Raw genomic sequence first — 23,835 nt, forward strand, 5'->3', positions numbered from 1 at the left:
GTCGGGGCCGTCGCGGGGACGGAGCAAGGCGGTCCGCAGAAAGCCGGCCCCGGGCGTCGAGAAGGACGACCGGGGCGACCTCAGAACAGCCGCGGAGCCCCCGACTGCACGCCCTTCATCTCGTCGTAGTCGAGGGTGAGGCACCGGATGCCGCGGTCGGTGGCGAGCACGCGAGCCTGGGGCTTGATCTCCTGCGCCGCGAAGACGCCCGTCACCGGCGCCAGGAGCGGGTCGCGGTTGAGCAGTTCGAGATAGCGCGTGAGCTGCTCGACGCCATCGATGTCGCCGCGGCGCTTGACCTCGATGGCGACCGTGCCGGGACCGTTGTCGTTGCGCAGCAGCAGGTCGACCGGGCCGATCGCGGTGGGGTACTCGCGGCGGACGAGGGTGAGGTTCTCGCCCACGACCGACACCTGCTCGGCCAGGAGACGCTGCAGGTCGGCCTCGACGCCGTCTTTGATGAGCCCGGGGTCGACCCCGAGGTCGTGTGCCGTGTCGTGCACGATCTCGTGGATGCGGACGAGGAGGGCGTCACCGGTCTTCGCGTGCGTCACGCGCCACCGCTCGATCACGCCATCCTCCACGTCGACCTCGTCGGGGTCTTCGCGCGTGAGGCTGCACGGCGGGCTCATCCAGTTCAGCGGCTTGTAGGAGCCGCCGTCAGAGTGCACCAAGAGGCTGCCGTCGTTCTTGTGCACGAGCAGGCGGGTGGCGAGGGGAAGATGCGCGTTGAGACGGCCGGTGTAATCGACGGAGCAACGGGCGATGACGAGACGCACCCGACGAGCCTAATCGCGCTCGCGGCTTCCGCCCCGTCGGGCGTCAGCGGCGCGCGGCCTCGTCGACCTTCGCCTCGTCGACCACCAGCGGCTTCGCCGCGCCGGAGAAGAGCCCGGATGCCACGATCAGCCCGACCACGATCAACAGGGTGTTCAGCAGGCCGATGTGGTCGCCGATCCAACCGAGGATGGGCGGGCCGCACAGGAATGCGACGTAGCCGATGGTCGCGGCGGCCGCGACGCGGGAAGCGGCCTTGGCGGGGTCGTCCGCGGCGGCCGACATGCCGATCGGGAAGCCCAGCGACGCGCCGAGGCCCCACAGTGCCGCGCCGATGAACACGAGCGGTCCGTATGGCGCGAGGATGAACAGCAGCAGACCCGCGGCGGCGGTCGCCGCGAGCACGCGCAGCACGATCACGCGGCCGAGGCGATCGACGACCGGGCCGCCCGCGATGCGACCGACGGTCATCGCGACCGAGAACACCGCGAGCACGGCGGGACCCGCCTCTTCGGGGGCGCCATGGCCGTAGACGACGGCGGAGGGCAGCCAGTCGTTCGCGCTGCCCTCGGCGAAGGCCATGCCGAGCATGATGACGCCGAGCGTGTAGGTGCGCGGTTCGCGCCACGCCTGGAGCGAGGTGGCGAGGCGATCACGCCAGTGCGCGCGCTCCTCGGCGGCGGGGGCGTCCATCGCGACCTCGGCCCGCGGCACGTTCGCCACGGAGACGAAGGCGACCACGAGGATGACGACACCCATCGCGACGCAGTGCGCGAGCACGGGGATCCCCGCGCTGACGGCGACGAATCCCAGGCCGGCGCCGATGACCGTGCCGAAGCTGAAGAACGCGTGCAGCAACGGCATGATCGTGCGGCCGGTCGCCTTCTCGAGGGCGGCCCCCTCGACGTTCATCATCACGTCGACCGCGCCGTTGCCGAAGCCGAAGAGGGCGAGGCCGACGAGGGCGACGCCGAAGACCTGCAGCGTGTCGGCGCCGAACCCGATGACGCCGAGCCCGACGCCGACGAGCACGAGCGCGACGAGCATTCCGGTGCGCGCACCGAGGCGTGCGATCACCGCGGGCGCGATGGAGAGACCGATGATGGATGCCACGCCCATGCCGAGCAGCAGCAGGCCGACCCCGGAGTTCTCGATGCCGAGCGACTCGCGGATGGCGGGGACCCGGGATGCCCAGGTCGAGATGCTCAGTCCACTCGCCAAGAAGATGGCGCAGATCGCGATGTGCCAGCGCACGAGCTGGGAGCGGGTCAGAGAGGTGGGCATGCCGACACTGTACCGAATCGATTCGACATCGATCGAATCGATTCGGAAGGGACGCGTGTCGCGGGTACGATCAGGCCGTGAGCACCCGCCGCGCCACCATCAGCGACGTCGCCCGTGAGGCGGGCGTCTCACCGTCGACCGCCTCGGTGGTCTTCAGTGGCAAGACGCCCACCTCCGAGGCGACCCGCGCACGCGTGCTCGCTGCCGCCGAGGCGCTCGGCTATACGGGCCCTGATCCGCGCGCGGCTTCGCTGCGGCGCGGTCGCAGCGGGATCGTGGGAGTGGTGTTCGACACGCACCTGGGCACGGCGTTCCTCGACCCCGTCACGACGCACATGATGGACGGCCTGGCCGACGGCGTCTCGCGCCTCGGCGCTGCGCTGCTGCTCCTGCGCGACGACGGCGAGACCGTCAGCGAGCCCTCTCTGCACACCGCACCCATCGACGCGGCGGTGCTGATCGGGTGCAGCCCCCGCATGCGCGACTCCCTCGAGATCGTCCGGGGGCGCGGCATCCCGGTGGTGGTCGTCGAGGGCGACGCGGGAGAGGGTGTCCCGCAGGTGCTGCTCGACAACGCCGAGGCTCAGCGCGCCGCAGCCCAGCACGTCGCCGACCTCGGCCACCGCGACGTGGTCATCGTGACCCTCCCCATCGACACCTCGCGACGCCGCGGATGGGTGACGGCCGACGAGCCCGTCCGCGTCGACGTCACCGCCGACCGCCTGGCGGGTGCGCGCGAGGTGTTCCCCCAGGCGCCGGTGCTCGCCGCGGCGACGAGCTCGATCGACGAGGGGGCGATCGCGGGACGCACCATCTTCGGCGACCCGTCGCGCCGACCTACCGCCGTGATCGCGCAGAGCGATCTGCTCGCCGCCGGAGTCATCCGCGCGGCGGAAGAGGCCGGGCTGCGTGTTCCGCACGACGTCAGCGTGACCGGCTTCGACGGCGTGGTGGTCGACGGCCTCGCGCCTCACGTGCTCACGACCCTCGTGCAACCCGCGACCGCGAAGGGGCGCGCGGCAGGCGAGGCGGTGGCCGCGATGCTGGAGGACGCCGAGCCCTCCGGACTCGACCTGACCTGTACGTTCCGCGTGGGGACGACGACGGCCCCGCCGCCTACCACATGAGAACCCGTGGTCCACGGACTCTCATGCTCCGCATAGAATAGGTTCGACACCCCGAGAGCCCGGGCATTCGCCCGTCGACCCCGAGGAGGCCCGCACATGCTGATGTTCCTGGGCGCCTTCGCGGCTCTTCCTCTGGTCCTCCCGTGGCTCGTCTCGAGGATCGGTGCGCGCGCGTTCTACGTCGCGGCCGTTCTCCCGGCCCTGGCGTTCGCCCACGCTCTGGTGCTCGCCCCCGCCGTATTCGCCGGAGACATTCCCTTCGAGGAATATCGCTGGATTCCGGCGATCGACGTCTCGCTGTCCATGCGAATGGACGTGCTCGGCTGGATCCTCACCCTCGTCGTCACCGGCGTCGGCGCGCTGGTGATGTTGTACTGCCGCTGGTACTTCCGCGACAAGACGAAGGGCGTCGGGCAGTTCTCCGCGGTGCTGCTCGCCTTCGCCGGCGCGATGTACGGCCTCGTCCTGACCGACGACGTCGTCGTGCTGGTCATGCTGTGGGAAGTCACGAGCGTGCTGTCGTACCTGCTCATCGGCTACTACCACGCACGTGCCGCCAGCCGACGGGCGGCTCTGCAGGCCCTGCTGGTCACCACGCTCGGCGGCCTGGTCATGCTGATCGGCGTGGTGCTGCTCGTCGTGCAGGCCGGCACCTCGAGCCTGTCGGCCATCCTCGCCGACCCGCCCACCGGCACGGTCGTCGACATCGCCGTGCTGCTGCTGATCGTCGGGGCGTTGAGCAAATCGGCCATCTTCCCCTTCCACTTCTGGCTCCCCGGCGCCATGGCGGCCCCGACCCCGGTCAGCGCGTACTTGCACGCCGCCGCCATGGTGAAGGCGGGCATCTACCTCATCGCGCGCCTTGCGCCGGGCTTCGCCGAGACGCCGTTCTGGCGACCGACGCTGATCGCGCTCGGGGTCTTCACCATGCTGCTCGGTGGTTTCCAAGCCCTGCGCGAGCGCGACCTCAAGCGCATCCTGGCGTTCGGCACGGTCAGTCAGCTGGGCTTCCTGACCGTCATGCTGGGCTACGGAACGCGGGATGCCGCCCTCGCCGGCGCGGCTCTGCTGCTGAGCCACGCGCTGTTCAAGTCGTGCCTCTTCCTCGTCGTGGGCGTCATCGACCGACAGCTCAACACCCGCGACATCGGGCAGTTGTCCGGCCTCGGTCGGCAGGCTCCCGTCATGGCGACGGCATCCTTCATCGCGATCGCCTCGATGGCGGGCGTCATCCCCACGCTGGGCTTCGTGGCGAAGGAGACCGCGCTCACCGCCCTCCTGCACGAGGCCGAGGCGGGCGCGGGGTGGGGGATCGTCGCGCTGGTGGGAATCGTGCTCGGCTCCGCGCTCACGGCGGCGTACGGCATCCGGTTCCTGTGGGGCGCGTACTGGACCAAGCGCGACGTCGAGACCACCGAGTGGCCCGACCCGCCCATCGGCTTCCTCTCGGCGCCCGTGCTGCTGGCCGCGGCCTCGCTCGTGCTCGGCGTGCTGGCCCCAGTCGTCGACCACTGGCTGGCGCCCTACGCCGACGGTCTTCCCGAGGCGACGCCCGGTGTCCCTGCACCGGAGTACCCCTACCACCTGGCCCTCTGGCACGGTCTCGAGCCGGCGCTGTTCATCTCGCTCGGTACGCTCGCGCTCGGCGCGGGGATCTTCTGGCTCGTGCGCAAGACGCAGCTGCACAAGCGGCGCCGCGCACTCCCCTTCACGGCGAACGATGTCTACAACGTCGCCCTCCGCGGTATCGACCACTCCTCGGAGTGGGTGACCGCGCGCTTCCAGCGGGGTTCGCTGCCCTTCTACGTCGGCACGATCTTCATCGTGCTCGTCATCGCCGAGGGCACGGCCCTGTTCGCCTCGGCCGAGTGGCGGGCGCAGTTGGATGCCTGGCACTCCCCGACGCAGCTCATCGCCGCCCCGCTGATGATCGCCGCCGGCATCCTCGCCGTGCGCGCTCGCAAGCGCTACACGGGTGTCGCGCTCGTCTCGGTCACCGGACTCGGTCTGGTCGTGCTGTTCGCCACGAGTGGCGCCCCCGACCTCGCCCTCACGCAGGTGCTCGTCGAGACCGTCACCCTCGTCGTCTTCGCCCTCGTGCTGCGGCGCCTTCCCGCGCGCATGGGGGAGCAGAACGCCTCCGTGGCTCCGCTGGCCCGGGCCGTGCTCGGCGCGGGCGTCGGTCTCACGATGGCCCTGGTCGCCATCGTCGCGACGGGAGCCCGTCAAGACCTGCCCATCTCGCTCGAGTGGCCCCCGCTGGCGTACGAGATCGGCCACGGCCGCAACGTCGTCAACGTCGCGCTCGTCGACCTGCGCGGGTGGGACACGATGGGCGAGCTGTCGGTGCTGGTGCTCGCGGCGACGGGTGTGGCATCCCTCGTCTTCATCACCGATCGCAGCGACAACCTCTCGCGCCGCTCCGGCACCGCGCGCAGTCGGACGGGTCTCGGACGTCGCCGTCCGCTCGTCGAGACCGACAGCGGCGTCCGCGCGCAGCGCGTCGGCGAGACCGGGGCGCCGCGGGCCTGGCTCGTGTCGGGCTCCAAGGTGCAGCCCGAGAACCGGTCGATCCTGCTCGAGATCATCATCCGCGTGCTCTTCCACACGGTGATGGTCGTCTCGCTCTACCTCCTCTTCGCGGGCCACAACCTCCCCGGCGGCGGCTTCGCCGGTGGGCTCGTCGCCGGTCTGGGCCTCGTCATGCGCTACATCGCCGGTGGGCGCTGGGAGCTCGGCGCCGCCGCCCCCACCGACGCCGGTCGCCTCCTCGGCGCCGGAATGGCGATCGCCGTGCTGTGCGCCCTGGTGCCGATGTTCTTCGGGTTCGCCCCCTTGCAGAGCTTCACCTTCGAGGGGGAGCTGCCCCTCATCGGTCACTGGGAGTTCGTCACGAGCACGATCTTCGACATCGGCGTCTACCTCGTCGTGATCGGCCTCGTGCTCGACGTGCTGCGCAGCCTCGGCGCCGAGGTCGACCGGCAGTCGCAACTGCCCGAGGACGCGGAGGTGGTGAACCCGTGAACATCTCCCTCGTGCTGGTGATCGTGATGGCCGTGCTCTTCGCGTGCGGCGTCTACGCGATGCTCGAGCGCAGCCTCACGCGCGTGCTCATCGGCTTCCTGCTGCTCGGAAACGCCGCGAACCTGCTGCTGCTCATCGTCATGGGTCGCCCGGCCCTCGCCCCGTTCTACGACGGCGAGACGGATGCCGCCGACATGTCGGACGCGCTCCCGCAGGCCCTCACGCTCACCGCGATCGTCATCACGTTCGCCATCTCGGCCTTCCTGCTCGCCCTCATCTACCGCTCGTGGCAGCTCGGTCAGGCCGACACGGTCGTCGACGATGCGGACGACATCGCCCTGCGCACCCGCACGGCGGAGGAGGTCGAGGACGCGATGGACGAGGAATCGCGCTCCGACGACGACGACGTCACCACCGACTTCGTGGGCGACGTCGCGAACCCGATCCGCGTGCTGCACCAGGGCGACCTGTCGCACCTCGTCGACGACGCGCCGGTCGACCGCGTGGCCGTCCGGCGCCGCACGTCCGAGGACGACCCCGAGGCCCCCCGCGACCCCCAGGACGGTGATCGCTCGTGAGCGCCCTCGTGCCCCTGCTCGTCGGCATCCCGCTCATCGGCGCCGCGATCAACCTCATCTTCGGTCGTCGCAAGAAGACGCAGATCGTCGTGTCGGTCGCCTCCCTCGCGGCGGTGCTCGTGCTCGGCGCGATCCTGCTCGTCGCGGTCGACACCAACGGCCCCATCGCCGTGGCGATCGCCGCGTGGCAGATCCCCCTCGGCATCGTGCTCTACGTCGACGTGCTGGCCGCTCTGCTCGTGGTCGTCACGAGCATCGTCCTGCTCGCGGTCCTGCTGTTCTCGATCGGTCAGGGGGCGGCCGACAACGACGAGGACACCCCTGTCTCGATCTTCTACCCGGCGTATCTCATCCTGGGCGCAGGCATCTTCAACGCCTTCATCGCCGGCGACCTCTTCAACCTCTACGTCGGCTTCGAGATCCTGCTCGTCGCGTCGTACGTGCTCATCACCCTCGGCGGCACCGAGTCGCGCATCCGCACAGGCGTCGTCTACATCGTCGTGTCTCTGGTGTCGTCGATCCTGTTCCTCGCGGCCATCGCGATGGTCTACGGGGCGCTGGGCACCGTCAACATGGTGCAGATCAGCGAGCGCATGGCGATGCTGCCGCAGGACACGCAGACGATCCTGCACCTCATGCTGCTGCTGGCCTTCGCCATCAAGGCCGCGGTGTTCCCGCTGTCGTTCTGGCTGCCCGACTCGTACCCGACGGCACCGGCCCCGGTCACGGCGGTGTTCGCGGGCCTGCTGACGAAGGTCGGCGTCTACGCGATCATCCGCACCGAGACGCAGCTGTTCGTCGACAACGACATCAACTTCCTGCTGCTCATGGTGGCCCTCGCGACGATGATCGTCGGCGTGCTGGGCGCCGTGGCTCAGGCCGAGCTCAAGCGCATCCTGTCGTTCACGCTCGTGAGCCACATCGGCTACATGATCTTCGGCCTGGCGATCAACACTCCGCTCGCGGTGGGCGCGACGATCTACTACATCGTCCACCACATCATCGTGCAGACGACCCTGTTCCTCGCCGTCGGGCTGATCGAGCGCCGAGCGGGCAGCACCTCGATCCTCAAGGTCAAGGGACTCATGCGCGCGGCTCCGCTGCTCGCGGTGCTGTACTTCATCCCGGCGATCAACCTGGGTGGGCTTCCGCCGTTCTCGGGCTTCATCGGCAAGTACGCGCTGTTCGACGCCGCGGCCCAGGTGGGCACGCCCGTCATGATCGTGCTCATCGTGGGCGGTATCGTCACCTCGATCCTCACGCTGTACGCGCTCATGCGCGCGTGGAACCTCTCGTTCTGGCGAGAGGACGACGACTCGGCCGAGACGAGCGAGCGCATCGCCTACCTCGGCAACGCCCCCGCGGCGACGATCTCGACCGAGCGACGCACGATCCCGCGCATCATGACCGTCGCGACCGCCGGCATGGTCATCGTCACGATCTCGCTGACCGTGTTCGCCGGTCCCCTTCTTGACGCATGTCTGCGGGCCGGGGAGCGCATCTACGGCGGGGTCACCCTCGTGCAGCTGCAGGATGCGGAGGACCCGCGATGAGCCCCACCCGCCGCGCGCAGGTTTCGCTTTTCCTGCACCAGCTACCGCTCCTGCTGTGGCTGATCGCCCTGTGGATGCTGCTGTGGGGCCAGTTCACGTGGCTCGCCTTCGTGACGGGTCTCGTCATGGCGGTCTTCGTCACGCGCGTGTTCCGTCTGCCGCCGGTGGAGCTGTCGGGTCGCATCAACCTCTGGTACGGCGTGATCTTCGTCGTCACGTTCCTCGGTGCCGTCGTCAAGGGGTCGCTGATCGTGGCCTGGCAGGTGCTGGACTTCCGTCGCCAGCCCGGCGCCGCGATCATCGCGGTGCCGTTGCGGGTCGACGACGACGTGATCATGGCCCACACCGCCGTGACGGCATCCCTCATCCCGGGGTCGCTCATCGTCGACGTCGACCGCGAGAACCGCACCCTGTATCTGCACACGATCGGGGTGCGCAGCGAAGAGGATGCCGAGCACCAGCGCCGCATCGTGCTCGGCTGGGAGGCGCGCATCACACGCGCCGTCGGCTCGCGCGAGGAGCTGCAGGAGCTGCGCGCCCGCATCGCCGACAGCTCGACCCATCACCACAGTTCGATCGAATCGCCGCGAGAGGGGAGGACCCTGCTGTGACCGCCCTCGTCGTCGTCATCCTCGTCGTCTTCGCCGTCGCTGCGGTGCTGGCCCTCATCCGGTTGGTGATCGGCCCGTCGATCCTCGACCGTGCGGTCGCCGCCGACGTGCTGCTCACCGAGGTGATCTGCATCCTCGGTGCCGACATGGTGATCAACCACCACACGCGCTCTCTGCCCGCGATGCTCATCATCGCGGCGGTCGGCGTGTTCGGTTCGATCGCCGTCGCCCGCTTCGTCGCGCGGAAGGAGAACCCGCGGTGACCCTCGAATCGGTGCTCGACACCGTCGCCCTCGTCCTCGTGCTGATCGGCGCCGTGCTTTGCCTCACGGCCACGTTGGGGCTGCTGCGCTGGCGTGATGTCCCGACGCGTCTGCACGCGGCGACCAAGCCCCAGGTGCTGGGCGTGCTGCTCATCGTCATCGCGGTCGCGCTGTCGCTGCGCACGTGGGAGGTGGTGGCCTTCGGCATCCCGATCGTGCTCATCCAGTTCGCCACGGCTCCGCTCGCGGCGCACATGGTGGGTCGGGCGGCCTACCGCAACCGCACGACCGACGAGGCGAACCTCTTCGTCGACGAGCTGCAGCACAGGACCGAGCAGCCCGGGTCGACCGGGGCGGAGACGCGGCCGGAGAGCTGACGAGTCGGGCGGCCCTCGCGGCCGTGGCGATTCGGTCGGATGCCGGGGTTCACAGCGCCGCGGCGAGGGCCCGACCGACGGTGCGGCCGGTGAACAGGCAGCCGCCGAGGAAGGTGCCCTCGAGCGCGTTGTAGCCGTGGGCGCCGCCGCCGCCGAATCCCGCCGCCTCTCCCGCGGCGTACAGACCCTCGATCGGGCGGCCGGTGGCATCCATCGCCCGTCCGCTCAGGTCGGTCTGGATGCCGCCGAGCGACTTGCGCGTCACGATCCAGAGGCGCACCGCGATGAGAGGTCCGTGGCGCGGGTCGAGCAGGGCGTGGGGCTTCACGGTGCGGAAGATGCGATCGCCGAGGAACCTTCGGCTGTTGCGGATGCCCATCACCTGCGCGTCCTTCGCGTAGGGGTTCACCATCTCGCGGTCGCGGTCGACGATCTGTCGGCGGATCGCGTCCTCGTCGAGCAGACCGTCGCCCGTGAGCGCGTTCATCTTGCCCACGAGGTCGCCGAGTGTGTCGGCGACGACGAAGTCGACGCCCCGGGTCTTGAATGCCTCGACCGGCCCGGGCGCGGTGCGACCGAGCCGACTGCGCAGGAGCAGCCCCAGGTCACGGTCGGTGATGTCGGGATTCTGCTCCGACCCCGACAGGGCGAACTCCTTCTTGATGATCGTCTGGTCGAGCACGAACCACGAGTAGTCGTAGTCGGCGAGGTCCGGGGTGGTGCGCAGCAGGCGCAGGGTGCCGAGCGTGTCGTATCCGGGGAGGCCGGGTGTGGGCAGGCGGCGGCCGCGCGCGTCGAGCCACAGGGACGAGGGACCGGGGAGGATGCGGATGGCGTGGCCCGGCCACACCGGCGCGAAGTTCTGCACGCCCTCGGTGTAATGCCACATGCGGTCGCGGTTGACCAGGCGAACGCCCTGCGATTCCGCGATGTCGAGCATGCGCCCGTCGACGTGCGCGGGGACGCCCGTGACCATCTTCTTCGGCGGGGTCCCCAGCCGCTTCGGCCACCAGGCGCGTACGCGGTCGTGATCTCCGCCGATCCCGCCCGTGGCGATCACCACGGCCTGCGCGGACAGCTCGAACGTCGACACCTCGTCGCGCGACGACGACACCCCGCGCGCGGAATCGTCGGGGGCGAGGATCGCCCCACGGATGCCGGTCACCCGGCCGTCCGTGAACACCAGCGCATCGACCCGGTGGCGGAAACGGAGATCGAGGGCGCCTTCCGCCGCGGCGGCGCGGGCACGGTCGGCGAACGGCTCGGAGATCCCGGTGCCGGTGCCCCAGGGCACGTGGAAACGAGGGACCGAGTTGCCGTGACCCGCAGCCGAGAGCGACCCGCGCTCCGCCCATCCGACGACGGGTGTGAAGCGCACGCCGTGCTCGTGCAGCCAGGCGCGCTTCTCGTCGGCGGCGAACTCGACGTAGGCGCGTCCCCACTTCTTCGCCCACTCGTCCTCGGCGTGCGGGCCGTCGAGCCGGTCCCACCCGGCCGAGCCCTGCCAGTCCTGCCAGGCGAGGTCGAACGAGTCGCGGACACCGAGCCGGCGCTGCATGGGGGAGTCGACGAGGAAGATCCCTCCGAATGACCAGAACGCCTGCCCGCCGAGGTTCGACGCGTTCTCCTGGTCGACGAGCAGTACCCGCTTGCCCGCGCGCACGAGCTCGTTGCTCGCGACGAGGCCTGCCAGTCCCGCGCCCACGATGATGACATCGGCATCCATCGGTTCCCTCCCTGCACGCGTCGGCGGTGACGCGCGTGTTGGCATCATCTCCCGGAACGGCGCCTCCGGCGATGTGCCGAGCGGATATCAGGACTCGAGGGTATTATCGTTTCAGATAACAGGGGGTGGATGGTGAACCTGGCAGCTTCACTACGAAGGGTGCGGAAGCGCTCCGGCGCGAGTCTTCGAGACGTCGCCCTCCGCTCCGGGGTCGCCGCGAGCAACATCAGCGCGATCGAGAACGGGCATCGTGACCCCACTTCGGTGACGCTGAGCAGACTCGCCTCTAGCATCGGGGTCGAATGGATCCCTGCCGTGACGCAAGGTCGTGCGCCAGCCGCACGAGCGGCTGAGGAGATCACGGTGGCGGAAGCTCACGGCGAGCACGCCCGGGCCTACCGACGCTTCATCCAGCTCGCGGACGACCTCGCGTCCGCCGATCCCGTCACGCGAGTACTTCTCTCGGCCGAGGAACCAGACAATTCTCCGTCGCGGTGGCTCGATGCCATCGCTGCGCTGCTCGAGGTTCGTCTCGGAGAAGTGTCTGCCCCTGTCCCCGCGTGGGTGACCGCGCGAGATGGTCAGCCGAACGCCCAGTGGGAGCCTCCGAGAAGCTCTCGTCCGCTCTCCCTCACTGCGGATCGCTCACACGTCCCGCCGGAGTTCCTCCGCCGGGGCGTCGCGATCGAGCGAGGAGAGCTCATGAGCGTATGAAGAACCACCACTCTTGCAAACATGGAGAACCATGTCCGGCACGCTCTCTCGCGATGACATCATCGACGGGCTTCGCGAGCTCGTCTCACGACTTCGAGCGGCGGGAAAGACGGCGACGATCCAGATCGTCGGCGGGGCAGCCATCGCGCTGACGATCGACGGTGACCGCCCCGCGACAACGGATGTGGACGGTCCGGTCACACCTCTCCATGACGTTCAGGCAGTCGCCGCGACGATTGCGATGGAGCGGAATTGGCCTCTCGACTGGGTCAATGACAAGGCGAGGATCTTCCTTCCGGATGGGATGGGGAGACCTGCGGAATGGATGACGCTTCACAACCAGGACGGGATCCTCATTGAGGTCGCTTCCCCCGCCATGCTCCTGGCTATGAAACTCCGCGCATTCGAGAGGCGGGGTCCGCGCGACGGAGGAGACGTCGCCCTCTTGCTCGCTGTGCTCCGCATCCAAACGGCGGATGCGGCCGAGGAACTGTTGGACGAGTTCTTCCCAGCGGAGGGTCTGCGACCCGCGACATACGACCGGGTAGCGGGGATTCTTGAATCCGCCCCTCTGGAGGTCCCGCATCGACCGAGCGCCCCGGACTTCTCCTAGGCGAATCACGGAACGCGCGTCACACGCCGGCTTCGCGGACGTCCTCCGCCGCTTGCGGAGACGGGGTCCCCTCCGCGGGGTCGGGCGTCTCGGTGCGGTGGTCGAGTTCGCGTGCCTCCCGCTCCTCCCGACGGCCCTCGGCGAGGAATGCCAGGCGGTTCAGGCACTCGTGATTGCGCGCCACGAGCATCGGTTTCCACAGCAGTGAAGGCAGCAGGGCGGCGGCACCCGAGACGGGCTCCTCGAGGATCGTCACGGCGATCCCGTCGCCGTGAGGACGCACATCGATGCGGATGACGCCCCGACCGAGGAGACCGGCTTCCGGCCGCAGCCGCAGTCGTCGCGGCGGGTCCCACTCGACGATCTCGGTCTCGTCGTGGATCATCACGGGCCAGACGCCGAGGGAGTGATGGATGCGGCTGCCCTCCCGGGGCCACTCCGCGTCGACGTCGCGCATGCGGGCGGCGCCGACGACCCACACGGGGTAGAGCCACCCGTCGGACAGCACCGCGAAGAGGTCGTCGGGTGTGCACCGCATGAGGCGGGTGTTGCGGGCGGCCATAGCACTGCTTCCCTCCGGTCGGCGTGGTTCGACTGTAGGGGGTGGATGCCGCGTCCCCGGCGGGACTTGACGGCTCGGTCGGGCGGTGGTGCCGGTGGAGGTGGCTGAGCCTGTCGAAGCCAACGGGAGTGGGGGCGCAGGGAGGTGGCTGAGCTGGTCGAAGCCACCGGGGTTGGCGGGGGCCCGGCCCCTTCGACAGGCTCAGGGGCCTTGCGTCGCAGAGCGGCCTCGGCGCTGCGCCGGGGCCCGGCGTGGAGAGTGGCCCCGGGGCGCGAAGGACCACCTCCGCGCCCCGGGCACCTCCGCGCCCGCCTCAGCCGCGCGTGATGTCGGTCACCACGCCCTTCGCCAGGCGCAGCCGACGGCGGGCGCGGCGGGCCACCGCCGAGTCGTGCGTCACGACCACCAGCGTCAGCCCCTCGGCGTTGAGCGTCTCGAGCACGTCGAGGATCTCGTCGCGCATGCTCTCGTCGAGGTTCCCCGTCGGTTCGTCGGCGAGCAGCACCCGCGGCTGCTTGGCGACGGCCCGCGCGATCGCGACGCGCTGCTGCTGCCCGCCTGAGAGCTCTCCGGGCCGGTGATCGGCGCGGTCGGCGAGACCCACACGCGTGAGCGCCTCAGTCACGCGTCGATCGCGCTCGCCGCGATCGAGGCGCAGCGGCTCGAGGCCCATGTCGACGTTCTCCGACGCGGTCAGGGTCGGGATGAGGTTGAAGCCCTGGAACACGAAGCCGATCTCCTCGGCACGCAGGCGGCTCAGCTGCGCGTTCGACGCCCGTGCGATGTCGACCTCGCCGAGGGTCACCGACCCGCTCGAGGGCCGGTCGAGGGCGCCGAGCATCTGCAGCAGCGTCGACTTGCCGCCGCCGGTCGGGCCCTGGATGGTCACGAAGTCGCCCGCGGCGATCTCGAGGTCGATGCCCGCGAGAGCCTGCACGGTGCGATCCCGCTGACGGTACGTGCGCGTCACCTGCGAGAGGCGGTACGCGGTGGCGGTGGCGGTGGGAACGGTGAGGGTCATGATGTCTCCTTCGAAGGACGGGGGATGCCGCTCACGCGACCGAACGGAGGGCGGCGGCGGGGCTGAGGCGTGCAGCACGCCATCCGCCGAACGCCCCGGCGAGCACGCCGCCGAGGACGGCGATGCCGACCGCGGCCACCACGACGACCGGGGTGACGGGGGCGCTGAGGACGATGTCGGTGGCCTGCGCGGCCGCTTGACCGAATCCGCCGCCGGGGCCGCCGGCTCCCGGCCCGCCCTGTCCGCCGCCGGAGGTGTTCGCGGCGACCGACACGGTCGGCGAGATGACGTTGACCAGCAGGATGCCGCCGAGCCCGAGGATCAGACCCGCGACACCGCCGAGCAAGCCCTGGACGAGCGACTCGCCCGCGACCTGCCGCACGATGCGCGCGTTCGACCACCCGATGGCCTTGAGCGTGCCGAATTCGCGGGTGCGGCGGGCGACGCCCGAGATCGTGAAGAGCACCGCAAGGGCGAGCGCGACCAGCAGCACGACGAGGCTGAGCCAGGTGCCGAGGTTCGAGATCATCGTCGAAGCGCTCGAGAGCGAACCCGAGACGGTGGAGGCGAGCTCCGACTGCGAGCTCACCGTCGCGTCGGGCAGCGCGGCGGTGAGCTCGCTCTGCACCTGGTCGATGGCATCCGCCGACCCAGCCTGCACGTACACGGTCGAGACCACGTCGCCGACCCCGGCGAGCGTCTGGGCCACGTCGAGGGGGAGGTAGACGTTCGCGGCGGTGTCGGCGTCGGCCGAAGCCGAGGCGACGATGCCGACGATCTGCATCGCGGTGCCGCCCACGTCGACGGTGCCGCCGAGGCTCAGTCCGGCGCTCGCCGCGTACGTCGCGTCGATGACCGCGACGTTCGTTCCGGCATCCGCTGCCTCCAGGGCACGACCCTCGCTGACCGTGACGGAGGTGAGGGGGCCGACGGATGCCGCCGGGTCGACGCCCAGCACACTGAAGGAGTCCACGCCGAAGGCGCTGCCGCCGTCGCCGCCCGGGCCGCCCGCCGGCGGTTCGCCCATGCCCTGTCCCTGCTCGGTGCCGGTGCCGGTGCCGGTGCCGGTGTCGGCGCTGCGGTCGGGGATCTCGCCCGAGAACGTCGTGTTGGTGAGGGCGAGGGCGCCGGTCGCGGCCGTCACCCCGTCGAGACCCGTCACCGTGGTCACGGTCGACGCGTCGAGCGTGCCGCGCATCATGTCGGTCATCAGGCGCGACTGACTGAGGGTGGTCGTCCCGTCGCTGGTGGCGCCGTCGTCGGCGCCGAAGTCGAAGCGCGGACCGCCGCCGCCTTCGCCCGGCTCGGTCTGCGCCCCCGTGACGGTGAGGTCGGTGCCGACTCCATAGACCGACGACAGCGCCTGCGACTGCGCGTCGCGCACCCCCGCCGAGAGCGCGTTGACCACGATGACGAGCGCGATGGCGATCGCGAGTCCGACCGCGACGATCACGGTCTGTTTGGTGCGGCCGGCGAGTTCGCGCCGCAGGTAGGTGCCGTACATGCTTCTCCTTCCGGACGCGGGGTGCGGCCGTCGCAGTGAACGTAGGAACGGCACCCTCACCGCCGCCTCACGCTTTCTATGAAGCACGTATGTCGCGGTGACACGGCCGCTGTGGGCGGGCATGCTGGCATCCATGACCTCCCGCCCCGCCCCCCTGCTGCGTCCCGACGGCACGCCGATCCGCGCGCTCGTCGTCGACGACGAGGCCAATCTGAGCGAGCTGCTGCGTATGGCCCTGCAGAACGAGGGGTGGGACGCCCGCACCGCCGCCGACGGCCAGGAGGCGCTCGGCGTCATCCGCGACTTCGACCCCGACCTGCTGGTGCTCGACATCATGATGCCGGGGCTCGACGGCATGGGGCTGCTCGCCCGGGTCCGCGCGGCCGGGAACGACGCCCCCGTGCTCTTCTTGACGGCGAAGGATGCCGTGGAAGACCGCATCGCCGGCATCTCGGCCGGCGCCGACGACTACGTCACCAAGCCGTTCAACCTCGAGGAGGTCGTCGTCCGACTGCGCGGCATGGCCCGACGCCACGTCGCCGCCGTCGCCGACGCCGATCCGCGACTGCGCGTGGGCGATCTGACCCTCGACGAGGAGGCGTATGAGGTCGAGCGCGGCGGCATCCCGATCAAGCTCACCGCGCGCGAGTTCGAGCTGCTGCGCTACCTCATGCAGAACCCCCGCCGGGTGTTGAGCAAGGCGCAGATCCTCGACCAGGTGTGGAGCTACGACTTCGGCGGCGACGGCAGCGTCGTCGAGATCTACATCTCGTACCTGCGCAAGAAGATCGACACCCTCGGCGAGCCCCTCATCCACACGGTGCGCGGCGTCGGCTACACGATCAAGGCGTCATGACCGCGTCCGCCGTGTCGCGGCATCCGTCGTCGCGGCGGCGGTGGACGCTGCGCCGCACCCTCGTCGTCGGAACCAGCCTGCTCGTCGCGCTGGCCTTCGTGGTGATGAGTCTCGCGACGATCGTCTCGCTGCGTTCCTTCACCCTCGACCGGCTCGATCAGCAGGTGACCGAGGGGCTGTCGTTCGCGGCGGGCCGCGGGTCGTTCGAGAACCGGGGCGGATCGCAGCCGCCGCCGAGCCAGACGCAGGGTCAGGATGCCGACCGCCCGGCGCCGCGGATCGGCTCGCTGCAGGTGACGGTCGCCTCCGACGGCACTGTTCGCGCGTCGGAGTACACCCGAAGCGACGGCACGCAGGTGCAGCTCACCGCGGGCCAGGTGGCGTCGCTGCGGGCGGGCGTACCGACCGACCGCACCCCGACCACGATCGACCTCGGCGGTGACCTGGGCTCGTTCCGGGTCGCCGCGGCCGAGGTCGACGGCACGACGGTGTTCGCCGGCAACTCGGATGCCGACCTCACGGCGACCACGACGGCCCTGACGGTGATCCTCCTCGCGGTGAGCGCGGCGACCCTGCTGATCGCCGTGGTCGGCCTCTCGCTCTTCGTGCGCCGGAGCCTGCGGCCCCTCGACCGCGTGGCCGCGGTCGCTCAGCGGGTGTCGACGCTGTCCCTCGCGGCGGGCAGCGTCGAGATCCCCGACCGGGTCGCCCCCGCCGACACCGATCCGGTCACGGAGGTGGGCCGGGTCGGAGCATCGCTCAACGGTCTGCTCGGCCACGTGCAGTCATCGCTCGCGGCCCGTCAGCACAGCGAGGACCAGCTCCGCCGCTTCATCGCCGACGCCAGCCACGAGCTGCGCACGCCCCTGTCGAGCATCCGCGGCTACGCGCAGCTGTCGCTGGGCGAAGATGCACCGATGACGCCGACGCAGGCCCGCTCGTTCGACCGGATCGAGTCGGAGGCCACGCGCATGGCGTCCCTCGTCGACGACCTGCTGCTGCTGGCCCGCCTGGATGCCGGTCAGCCCCTGCGCCGCGACGAGGTGGAGCTCACGCTCCTCGCCGTCGACGCCGTGAGCGACGCGCAGGCGGCGGATGCCGCGCACGCCTGGCGCCTCGACGTCACCGATGACCTCATCTCGGTGACGGGCGATGAGAACCGCCTGCGCCAGGTCGTGGCCAACCTGCTGCGCAACGCGCAGGTGCACACCCCTCCGGGGACGACGGTGACCCTGTCGCTCGCACGCGACGGGGCGGGGGCCGTGCTGCGCGTCGCCGACGACGGACCGGGGATCGACCCGGGGGTCGCCGGGCGGCTGTTCGACCGATTCGCCCGGGCCGATGACTCTCGCAACCGGGATGCCGGCAGCACGGGCCTCGGACTCTCGATCGCCCAGGCGATCACCGAGGCCCACGGCGGGAGCATCGCGGTCGAGAGCGTTCCGGGGCGGACGGTGTTCGAGGTGCGGCTGCCGGTGTGAGGCGGCGGGGGGTGTGACGTGGGTAGCACTGGGGCCACTTCTGGCGCCCGGGGCCACGAACGCGCGCGTGGCGCGGCGGCCCGCCCCGGCCCCCGGCATGGCGACCGGGCGCCGCTCCCGACGGCGGGCCCGCCGACTGCCTCAGCCGATCAGGCTCGGCTGCAGGTCGCGCAGGGTGCGGTGGTGCGTCATGCGGGTCACGCCGATCGCCGCGAGCAGCACGCCGCCGACCATCCACGCCCCGAGCACGAGCAGGTCGGGGCCGACCCGCGAGACGTCTCCGCCGTACATGACCTGGCGCATGGCATCCACGACGTACCCCATCGGCAGCACGTGGTGCAGCGCCGCCAGGGGAGCGGGGAGCGTCTGCCACGGGAACGTCCCGCCCGCGGTGACGAGCTGCAGGACCATCAGCACGAGGCCGAGGAACTGCCCCACCGAGCCGAGCCACACGTTCAGCGCGAGCACGATCGCCGCATACGTCGCCGAGGCGAAGAGCAGGATGCCGAGGGCGGCCCACGGATTCGCGAACGAGAACTGCAGGGCGATCGCGAGCACCGTGAACAGCCCCACCATCTGCAGGGCACCGAGGCCCGCGGGCGTGAGCCATCCCGCGAGGGTCACCCGCACGGGGGAGCGCAGGGCCGTGATGGCGCGCTTGGAGACGGGCTTGACGATGAGGAACAGCGCGTAGATGCCGATCCAGCCGGCCAGGGCGGCGAAGAAGGGCGCGAGGCCCGCACCGTAGTTCTGCGCTTTCGTGACCGAGGTCGTGCCGACGGCGACGGGATCACTGATGGCCGCGGCCTGGGCCGCCCGCGTGGCGTCGTCGGAGTCGGGGATCTGATCGACGCCCGCCGAGAGACCGTCGCGCAGCTGGGTCGCGCCGTCGGAGAGCTGGCCGATGCCGCTGTCGAGCTGGGCCGCGCCATCGCGCAGCTGGGCGGATCCGTCGCGCAGCTGCACGGCACCGGATGCCGCCGAGGCGGCGCCGTCGGCGAGGGCCGACGCCCCGTCGGCCGCGTTCGCCGCGCCGGACGCCACCGAGGCGCTGCCGTCGGCGACCTGGCGGGCGCCGTCGTCGAGCTGGTTGATCTGGTCGACCGTGCTCTGCACGCGGTCGTTCGCCGATGTGAGACGTTCGCCCACGGGGTCGAGGCGCGAGAGGATCTCGTCGATGCGCGCCTGGTCGAGACCGGCGTTCGCGAGGGCCGTGGCGATGTCGGCGCGTGCCTGGGGGAGTTGCGCCGCGGCGTCGCCGGCGATCGAGCCGACCTGCCGCGCAGCCGCGTCGATGCGGTCCACGCCGTCGGCGACCTGCGCCGCCCCGTCGGCGACGCGCGCCGATCCGTCACGCAGCTGCGCGGTGCCGTCGCGAAGCTGACCCGCTCCCGCCGAGAGCTGGGCCGTGCCATCGGCCAGCTGTGCCGATCCGTCGGCGAGGGTCGTCGTCCCGCTCGCGAGCTGCGACGAACCGTCTTTCGCCGTGCCGAGACCGTCGACGAGCTGGGTCGCCCCGTTGGTGGCATCCACGAGCTTCACGCGGATGGTGTGCAGGGCGTCGAGCAGGGTCCCCCCGGCCTCGTCGATCACCTTCTGCGCGACGGAGGTCTGGATCTTGGCGACCGCTTGCGTGCCGATGGTGGAGGCGAGGTAGTTGTTCGCATCGTTCGTGCGCAGCTCGATGTCGGCCTGGCGCGGGGTGTTCGTCGAGAGCGAGGCCACGGCATCGGTGAAGTCGGTCGGCAGGGTCACGACGAAGTCGAAGTCACCGGCCTGCAGGCCGGCGTCGGCCTGATCCGACGAGACCCGGTGCCACTCGAACGTGCCGTCGTCGAGCAGCTGCTCGGCCGCCTCGTCGCCGAGGTTGCGCTGCTCGCCGTTGACGTCGGCGCCCTGGTCATCGACCACGAGGGCCACGGGGACCTCGGACAGGTTGCCGTAGGGGTCCTGGTTGGCCCACAGGTAGAGACCGCCGTAGAGGATCGGGACCGCCAGCAGCGCGACCAGCGCCAGTACGGACATGCGTGTGGAGGTGAGGCGGCGCAGCTCGGCCGCGATCATCTGGGGGATCTTCATCGCGTGGCCTCCTCGGCCTCGTCGAACGAATCGATCGCGGTGCGCGAGGCGCTGCCCGCGATCACGAGCACGGCGTAGCCGCGTTCGGCGAATTCCCGCGCGATGCGCCACCACCCGAGAGGCTCCCCACCATGGCGGTCGGGGGCGACGAGCACGAGACCCTCGACGTCCGCGCGCAGGGCGGCGAGCTCGAGCAGCAGCCGCACGCGTGCGGCGGGATCGACGTTGCCGATGGGCAGTCCGGCGATCGCCTCGAGCCCGATCTGCTCGAGCCAGCGCGCCGCGGCGAAGGGCGTCGGCGCGCGCCCGGCGAACATCAGCTCCTCGGCGACGACGCCGGTGACGGTGACGTTCGGTTCCGGCTCCGACACGACCGGTGCGTCGACGAGCGCGACGCGACGGCGGATCGCCCCGCGGTCGGCGCGACCGTCGATCGTGACGGTGCCGGCGTCGACCTTCATGCGACCGGATGCCACGAGGCCCAGCACCGTGGGTCGCTGCTCGGTCTCGGCGACGACGAGCGACGCCGCGCCGGTCTCGAAAGCCGTCGAGGTCTCGGGCAGGGCACTGCGTCCTTTGGCGACGGCGTCGACGACGATTCTCATCAGGCCTGCGCCTCCAGCTCGGGGTGCTGCGCGAGGATGTCGCGCGCCTCGGTCCACGACAGGCCGGCCATGCCCAGCACGGCGCACACCGCGATGGAGCGAGCGGTGGAGGACTCGGCATCCACCCGGGAGACGACCATGCGACCGGTCTCTTCGAGCAGGCGCGCCAGGGTGGGCGCGGGGAGGTCGGTGCGCAGCTCCTCCGCCTCCTGACCCCGGCGCACGATCGCGTCGATGCGGCGGCGCAGGGGAGCCAGGGCCGCCGAGGTCTCGGGCAGGTGCGCGTCGTCGAGCGCGAGGGCCGCGGCGGCCTGCACGTGGGCGGCTTCGCGCCAGAGCTCGGATGCCAGGCGGGCGAGCGCGACGCGAGAATCCGCGTCGTCGACGTCGTCGGCGATGGCGTTGAAGCGCGCGGCGCCGGCGGCGATGACCTCGCGCACGATGGCGTTGCGGTCGTCGAAGTGTCCGTAGAGGGCGCGGCGCGACAGGCCGGCGCGGCGGGCGATCGTGTCGATCGAGGCGCGGGGGTCGTGCCCGATGGCGGCGGTGGCCGCGTCGAGGATGCCGGCGCGGTTCTCGACGGCGTCGCGGCGGGTGGGGATGCTCACGCGTCGAGTGTACGCCTAAAGTGCACACGCGTGTGCAAGTTATCGCGCGAGGGCGATAACGAAGGTGGCTGAGCATGTCGAAGCCACCGGGCGCGTGCCGGGGTTCGGTTCCTTCGACAGGCTCAGGGACCTGCCACAAGCCTCGGTACGGGGGTGTCGCGAGCTGATCCGGCGCCGGTGGATTCAGCGGGGTCGGCTCGGACGCGACGAGAGCCCGCGACGCGAGGCGCCGCGGGCTCTCGTGCGTGACTGCCTCAGTCGGTGCCGGCGTCGAACGCGGCGGACTCGCCCGCGGCATCCGTCGCCTCGGCGAGGCGCTCACCGGCGGCAGAGAGGGGAGCGGCGGGCTCGATGATCTCCTGCGCGCCGCCCGCGGCGACATCGCCGACGAGCTCGCCGGTCGGGCCGCCGATGAGGCCGAGCGAGGCGTACTGCTCGAGACGGGCGCGCGAGTCGGCGATGTCGAGGTTGCGCATGGTGAGCTGGCCGATGCGGTCGACCGGACCGAACGCGGCGTCGCCGACGCGCTCCATCGACAGCTTCTCGGGCGAGTACGACATGCCGGATGCCACGGTGTCGAGGATCGTGTAGTCCTCACCGCGGCGCAGGCGCACGGTGACCGAGCCGGTGATGGTCGACCCGACCCACTTCTGGATCGACTCGCGCAGCATGAGCGACTGCGGCTCGAGCCAGCGGCCCTCGTACATGAGGCGACCGAGGCGACGACCCTGCTCGTGGTAGGTGGCCAGGGTGTCTTCGTTCAGGATGCTGTTGACCAGGCGCTCGTAGGTCAGGAACAGCAGCGCCATGCCCGGGGCCTCGTAGATGCCACGCGACTTGGCCTCGATGATGCGGTTCTCGATCTGGTCGCTCATGCCGAGGCCGTGGCGTCCGCCGATCGTGTTCGCCTCGCGCACCAGGGCGACCGGGTCGTCGAAGCGCGTGCCGTTGATCGCGACCGGACGACCGGCCTCGAAGGCGACGGTGACGTCCTCGGTCTCGATCTCGACCGCGGGGTCCCAGAAGCGCACGCCCATGATCGGCTCGACGATCTCGAGCGAGACGTCGAGGTGCTCGAGGGTCTTGGCCTCGTGCGTGGCGCCCCAGATGTTGGCATCCGTCGAGTAGGCCTTCTCGGCGCTGTCGCGGTAGGGGAAGTCGTGGGCGACGAGCCACTCGCTCATCTCTTTGCGGCCGCCCAGCTCGGTGACGAAGTCGGCGTCGAGCCAGGGCTTGTAGATGCGCAGGGCGGGGTTGGCGAGCAGGCCGTAGCGGTAGAACCGCTCGATGTCGTTGCCCTTGTAGGTGGAGCCGTCGCCCCAGATGTCGACGCCGTCTTCTTTCATCGCGCGCACCAGCAGCGTGCCGGTGACGGCACGACCCAGGGGCGTGGTGTTGAAGTAGGTGCGGCCGCCCGAGCGGATGTGGAACGCGCCGCAGGCGAGCGCGACGAAGCCCTCTTCGACCAGCGCCGTCTTGCAGTCCACCAGGCGTGAGACCTCGGCGCCGTACTGCGTCGCGCGGCCGGGGATCGAGGCGATGTCGTCTTCGTCGTACTGCCCGAGGTCGCCCGTGTACGTGCAGGGCACCGCGCCCTTGTCGCGCATCCACGCGACGGCCACGGAGGTGTCGAGACCACCCGAGAAGGCGATGCCGACGCGCTCGCCGACGGGAAGGGACTGCAGGACCTTGGACATGCCCTCGATTCTAGGGCGGAGGGATGCCGCAGCCCGACTCCGATGGAGGAGCGCGGCCGGCGAGAGGCCTGGGGAGGAGCCTCAGCCGACCGTGACGTCGGTGATCGTGACGGGCGTTGCAGGGCGTCCGTCGTCCGCCCCGCCCTCGGCGCCGGCCGCGGCGATGCCCTGCACCACCGCGAGGCCCTCGGGTGACATCCGGCCGAAGACGGTGTAGTCGGGCCGCAGCTGCGTGTCCTCGTAGACGAGGAAGAACTGCGAGCCGTTGGTCCCGGGGCCGGCGTTGGCCATCGCGACCGTCCCGGCGGGGTAGGTCTCGCTGCCGTCGAGTTCGTCGGCGAAGCGGTAGCCCGGTCCGCCCCGGCCGGTGCCGGTCGGGTCGCCGCACTGCAGCACGAAGATGCCCGAGGTCGTGAGGCGGTGGCATTCGGTGTTCGAGAAGTACTGCTGCTGCGCGAGCGAGACGAAGCTCTCGACGGTGCACGGGGTGCGCTCGCCGGTGAGGGTGATCGGGATGTCTCCCGCCGAGGTCTTCAGCACCGCCTCGACGTCACCGGTGGGCCGGTCGGTGCCCGCGGCGGGCGGGGTCACGTCCACGGCGGGCTGCCCGGAGGCGGGGTAGGAGCACTCGGCGCTGCCGGCGCTCGCCGCGGAGGCGCTCGAGGCGGGAGCGGCCTCGTCCGAGGTGCCGACGGAGCAGCCGGCGAGCAGGAGCAGGGCGGAGGCGGCCAGGGCCGCGGACATCAGTCGCGTACGCACGCGTTCAAGGGTAGGG

22 protein-coding genes are annotated in these 23,835 nt (G+C 70.8%); 11 read left to right on the forward strand and 11 right to left on the reverse strand.

Annotation, left to right across the window (positions count from 1 at the left end; translation table 11 throughout):
• Positions 1–80: 80 nt before the first annotated feature.
• Together nucS and ACFZA2_RS07110 are read right to left on the reverse strand one after the other, a co-directional pair.
• Positions 81–779 carry an endonuclease NucS gene (gene nucS / locus ACFZA2_RS07105; RefSeq protein WP_391402514.1) on the reverse strand — a complete coding sequence of 233 codons (699 nt, stop codon included), beginning with the start codon at positions 777–779 and terminating at the stop codon, positions 81–83.
• Positions 780–822: 43 nt separating this feature from the next.
• Positions 823–2,061 carry an MFS transporter gene (locus tag ACFZA2_RS07110; RefSeq protein WP_391402517.1) on the reverse strand — a complete coding sequence of 413 codons (1,239 nt, stop codon included), beginning with the start codon at positions 2,059–2,061 and terminating at the stop codon, positions 823–825.
• 77 nt (positions 2,062–2,138) lie between these two features.
• On the opposite strand from ACFZA2_RS07110, the gene ACFZA2_RS07115 reads away from it, so the two are divergent.
• From ACFZA2_RS07115 to mnhG, 7 genes are all read left to right on the forward strand, one after another.
• Entirely contained in the window at positions 2,139–3,188 is a 1,050-nt protein-coding gene (locus ACFZA2_RS07115) for a LacI family DNA-binding transcriptional regulator (RefSeq protein WP_391402520.1), read from the forward strand.
• Positions 3,189–3,284: 96 nt separating this feature from the next.
• Positions 3,285–6,212: a Na+/H+ antiporter subunit A gene (locus tag ACFZA2_RS07120; RefSeq protein ID WP_391402523.1), complete on the forward strand. Its 2,928-nt coding sequence runs from the start codon at positions 3,285–3,287 to the stop codon at positions 6,210–6,212.
• Positions 6,209–6,790, forward strand: a complete 582-nt coding sequence (locus ACFZA2_RS07125; RefSeq protein WP_391402526.1) for a sodium:proton antiporter — start codon at positions 6,209–6,211, stop codon at positions 6,788–6,790. The genes ACFZA2_RS07120 and ACFZA2_RS07125 overlap by 4 nt, the downstream gene beginning before the upstream one ends.
• Positions 6,787–8,343 (forward strand): Na+/H+ antiporter subunit D, encoded by a 1,557-nt coding sequence (locus ACFZA2_RS07130; RefSeq protein WP_315994054.1) that lies wholly within the window; start codon positions 6,787–6,789, stop codon positions 8,341–8,343. The genes ACFZA2_RS07125 and ACFZA2_RS07130 overlap by 4 nt, the downstream gene beginning before the upstream one ends.
• Complete coding sequence (locus tag ACFZA2_RS07135; protein WP_315994053.1) at positions 8,340–8,954, forward strand: Na+/H+ antiporter subunit E; 615 nt, start codon at positions 8,340–8,342, stop codon at positions 8,952–8,954. The genes ACFZA2_RS07130 and ACFZA2_RS07135 overlap by 4 nt, the downstream gene beginning before the upstream one ends.
• Positions 8,951–9,217 (forward strand): monovalent cation/H+ antiporter complex subunit F, encoded by a 267-nt coding sequence (locus ACFZA2_RS07140; RefSeq protein ID WP_315994052.1) that lies wholly within the window; start codon positions 8,951–8,953, stop codon positions 9,215–9,217. Before ACFZA2_RS07135 ends, ACFZA2_RS07140 begins: the two co-directional genes overlap by 4 nt.
• A complete protein-coding gene (mnhG, locus tag ACFZA2_RS07145) occupies positions 9,214–9,594 on the forward strand; it encodes a monovalent cation/H(+) antiporter subunit G (RefSeq protein ID WP_315994051.1) in 381 nt (126 codons plus the stop codon). The genes ACFZA2_RS07140 and mnhG overlap by 4 nt, the downstream gene beginning before the upstream one ends.
• Positions 9,595–9,643: 49 nt before the next feature.
• Here the strand turns inward: mnhG and ACFZA2_RS07150 are convergent, their stop codons facing one another.
• The gene (locus ACFZA2_RS07150) at positions 9,644–11,320 is read right to left on the reverse strand and encodes an FAD-binding dehydrogenase (protein WP_391402531.1); all 1,677 of its coding nucleotides are present in this window, start codon (positions 11,318–11,320) and stop codon (positions 9,644–9,646) included.
• A 129-nt stretch (positions 11,321–11,449) separates the two neighbouring features.
• On the opposite strand from ACFZA2_RS07150, the gene ACFZA2_RS07155 reads away from it, so the two are divergent.
• Entirely contained in the window at positions 11,450–12,034 is a 585-nt protein-coding gene (locus ACFZA2_RS07155; RefSeq protein ID WP_391402534.1) for a helix-turn-helix domain-containing protein, read from the forward strand.
• Between the two features lie 31 nt (positions 12,035–12,065).
• Positions 12,066–12,647 carry a hypothetical protein gene (locus ACFZA2_RS07160; protein WP_391402537.1) on the forward strand — a complete coding sequence of 194 codons (582 nt, stop codon included), beginning with the start codon at positions 12,066–12,068 and terminating at the stop codon, positions 12,645–12,647.
• A gap of 19 nt (positions 12,648–12,666) precedes the next feature.
• Here the strand turns inward: ACFZA2_RS07160 and ACFZA2_RS07165 are convergent, their stop codons facing one another.
• From ACFZA2_RS07165 to ACFZA2_RS07175, 3 genes are all read right to left on the reverse strand, one after another.
• A complete protein-coding gene (locus ACFZA2_RS07165) occupies positions 12,667–13,209 on the reverse strand; it encodes an SRPBCC family protein (protein WP_363577397.1) in 543 nt (180 codons plus the stop codon).
• Positions 13,210–13,522: 313 nt separating this feature from the next.
• On the reverse strand, positions 13,523–14,230 hold the full coding sequence (locus ACFZA2_RS07170) for an ABC transporter ATP-binding protein (protein WP_391402541.1): 708 nt from the start codon (positions 14,228–14,230) through the stop codon (positions 13,523–13,525).
• Positions 14,231–14,261: 31 nt separating this feature from the next.
• Positions 14,262–15,734 carry an ABC transporter permease gene (locus ACFZA2_RS07175; RefSeq protein ID WP_391402544.1) on the reverse strand — a complete coding sequence of 491 codons (1,473 nt, stop codon included), beginning with the start codon at positions 15,732–15,734 and terminating at the stop codon, positions 14,262–14,264.
• 133 nt (positions 15,735–15,867) lie between these two features.
• On the opposite strand from ACFZA2_RS07175, the gene ACFZA2_RS07180 reads away from it, so the two are divergent.
• Both ACFZA2_RS07180 and ACFZA2_RS07185 read left to right on the forward strand, forming a co-directional pair.
• Positions 15,868–16,590 carry a response regulator transcription factor gene (locus ACFZA2_RS07180; protein ID WP_315994046.1) on the forward strand — a complete coding sequence of 241 codons (723 nt, stop codon included), beginning with the start codon at positions 15,868–15,870 and terminating at the stop codon, positions 16,588–16,590.
• On the forward strand, positions 16,587–18,071 hold the full coding sequence (locus ACFZA2_RS07185; RefSeq protein ID WP_391402548.1) for a sensor histidine kinase: 1,485 nt from the start codon (positions 16,587–16,589) through the stop codon (positions 18,069–18,071). The genes ACFZA2_RS07180 and ACFZA2_RS07185 overlap by 4 nt, the downstream gene beginning before the upstream one ends.
• 141 nt (positions 18,072–18,212) lie before the next feature.
• On the opposite strand, the gene ACFZA2_RS07190 is transcribed toward ACFZA2_RS07185, so the two are convergent.
• From ACFZA2_RS07190 to ACFZA2_RS07210, 5 genes are all read right to left on the reverse strand, one after another.
• Positions 18,213–20,150 (reverse strand): YhgE/Pip family protein, encoded by a 1,938-nt coding sequence (locus ACFZA2_RS07190; protein WP_391402551.1) that lies wholly within the window; start codon positions 20,148–20,150, stop codon positions 18,213–18,215.
• Entirely contained in the window at positions 20,147–20,755 is a 609-nt protein-coding gene (locus ACFZA2_RS07195) for a hypothetical protein (RefSeq protein ID WP_391402554.1), read from the reverse strand. The genes ACFZA2_RS07190 and ACFZA2_RS07195 overlap by 4 nt, the downstream gene beginning before the upstream one ends.
• The gene (locus tag ACFZA2_RS07200; RefSeq protein ID WP_391402557.1) at positions 20,755–21,363 is read right to left on the reverse strand and encodes a TetR/AcrR family transcriptional regulator; all 609 of its coding nucleotides are present in this window, start codon (positions 21,361–21,363) and stop codon (positions 20,755–20,757) included. The genes ACFZA2_RS07195 and ACFZA2_RS07200 overlap by 1 nt, the downstream gene beginning before the upstream one ends.
• 254 nt (positions 21,364–21,617) lie before the next feature.
• Positions 21,618–23,060: an argininosuccinate synthase gene (gene argG / locus ACFZA2_RS07205; RefSeq protein ID WP_363388181.1), complete on the reverse strand. Its 1,443-nt coding sequence runs from the start codon at positions 23,058–23,060 to the stop codon at positions 21,618–21,620.
• Between the two features lie 81 nt (positions 23,061–23,141).
• A complete protein-coding gene (locus ACFZA2_RS07210; protein WP_391402560.1) occupies positions 23,142–23,819 on the reverse strand; it encodes a peptidylprolyl isomerase in 678 nt (225 codons plus the stop codon).
• Between the last annotated feature and the right edge of the window lie 16 nt (positions 23,820–23,835).

It is taken from the genome of Microbacterium sp. NPDC007973, from assembly GCF_042958465.1.
GTDB classification, from domain to species: Bacteria; Actinomycetota; Actinomycetes; order Actinomycetales; family Microbacteriaceae; genus Microbacterium; species Microbacterium galbum.

Excerpts from the sequence above, each read along its gene's own strand:
- ACFZA2_RS07185 (WP_391402548.1), top strand. The coding sequence starts at position 16,587 with ATGACCGCGTCCGCCGTGTCGCGGCATCCGTCGTCGCGGCGGCGGTGG.
- ACFZA2_RS07170 (WP_391402541.1), bottom strand. The coding sequence starts at position 14,230 with ATGACCCTCACCGTTCCCACCGCCACCGCCACCGCGTACCGCCTCTCG.
- ACFZA2_RS07110 (WP_391402517.1), bottom strand. The coding sequence starts at position 2,061 with ATGCCCACCTCTCTGACCCGCTCCCAGCTCGTGCGCTGGCACATCGCG.
- ACFZA2_RS07150 (WP_391402531.1), bottom strand. The coding sequence starts at position 11,320 with ATGGATGCCGATGTCATCATCGTGGGCGCGGGACTGGCAGGCCTCGTC.
- ACFZA2_RS07120 (WP_391402523.1), top strand. The coding sequence starts at position 3,285 with ATGCTGATGTTCCTGGGCGCCTTCGCGGCTCTTCCTCTGGTCCTCCCG.
- ACFZA2_RS07190 (WP_391402551.1), bottom strand. The coding sequence starts at position 20,150 with ATGAAGATCCCCCAGATGATCGCGGCCGAGCTGCGCCGCCTCACCTCC.
- ACFZA2_RS07160 (WP_391402537.1), top strand. The coding sequence starts at position 12,066 with ATGTCCGGCACGCTCTCTCGCGATGACATCATCGACGGGCTTCGCGAG.
- ACFZA2_RS07175 (WP_391402544.1), bottom strand. The coding sequence starts at position 15,734 with ATGTACGGCACCTACCTGCGGCGCGAACTCGCCGGCCGCACCAAACAG.
- ACFZA2_RS07180 (WP_315994046.1), top strand. The coding sequence starts at position 15,868 with ATGACCTCCCGCCCCGCCCCCCTGCTGCGTCCCGACGGCACGCCGATC.
- ACFZA2_RS07195 (WP_391402554.1), bottom strand. The coding sequence starts at position 20,755 with ATGAGAATCGTCGTCGACGCCGTCGCCAAAGGACGCAGTGCCCTGCCC.
- argG (WP_363388181.1), bottom strand. The coding sequence starts at position 23,060 with ATGTCCAAGGTCCTGCAGTCCCTTCCCGTCGGCGAGCGCGTCGGCATC.
- ACFZA2_RS07165 (WP_363577397.1), bottom strand. The coding sequence starts at position 13,209 with ATGGCCGCCCGCAACACCCGCCTCATGCGGTGCACACCCGACGACCTC.
- ACFZA2_RS07155 (WP_391402534.1), top strand. The coding sequence starts at position 11,450 with ATGGTGAACCTGGCAGCTTCACTACGAAGGGTGCGGAAGCGCTCCGGC.
- ACFZA2_RS07135 (WP_315994053.1), top strand. The coding sequence starts at position 8,340 with ATGAGCCCCACCCGCCGCGCGCAGGTTTCGCTTTTCCTGCACCAGCTA.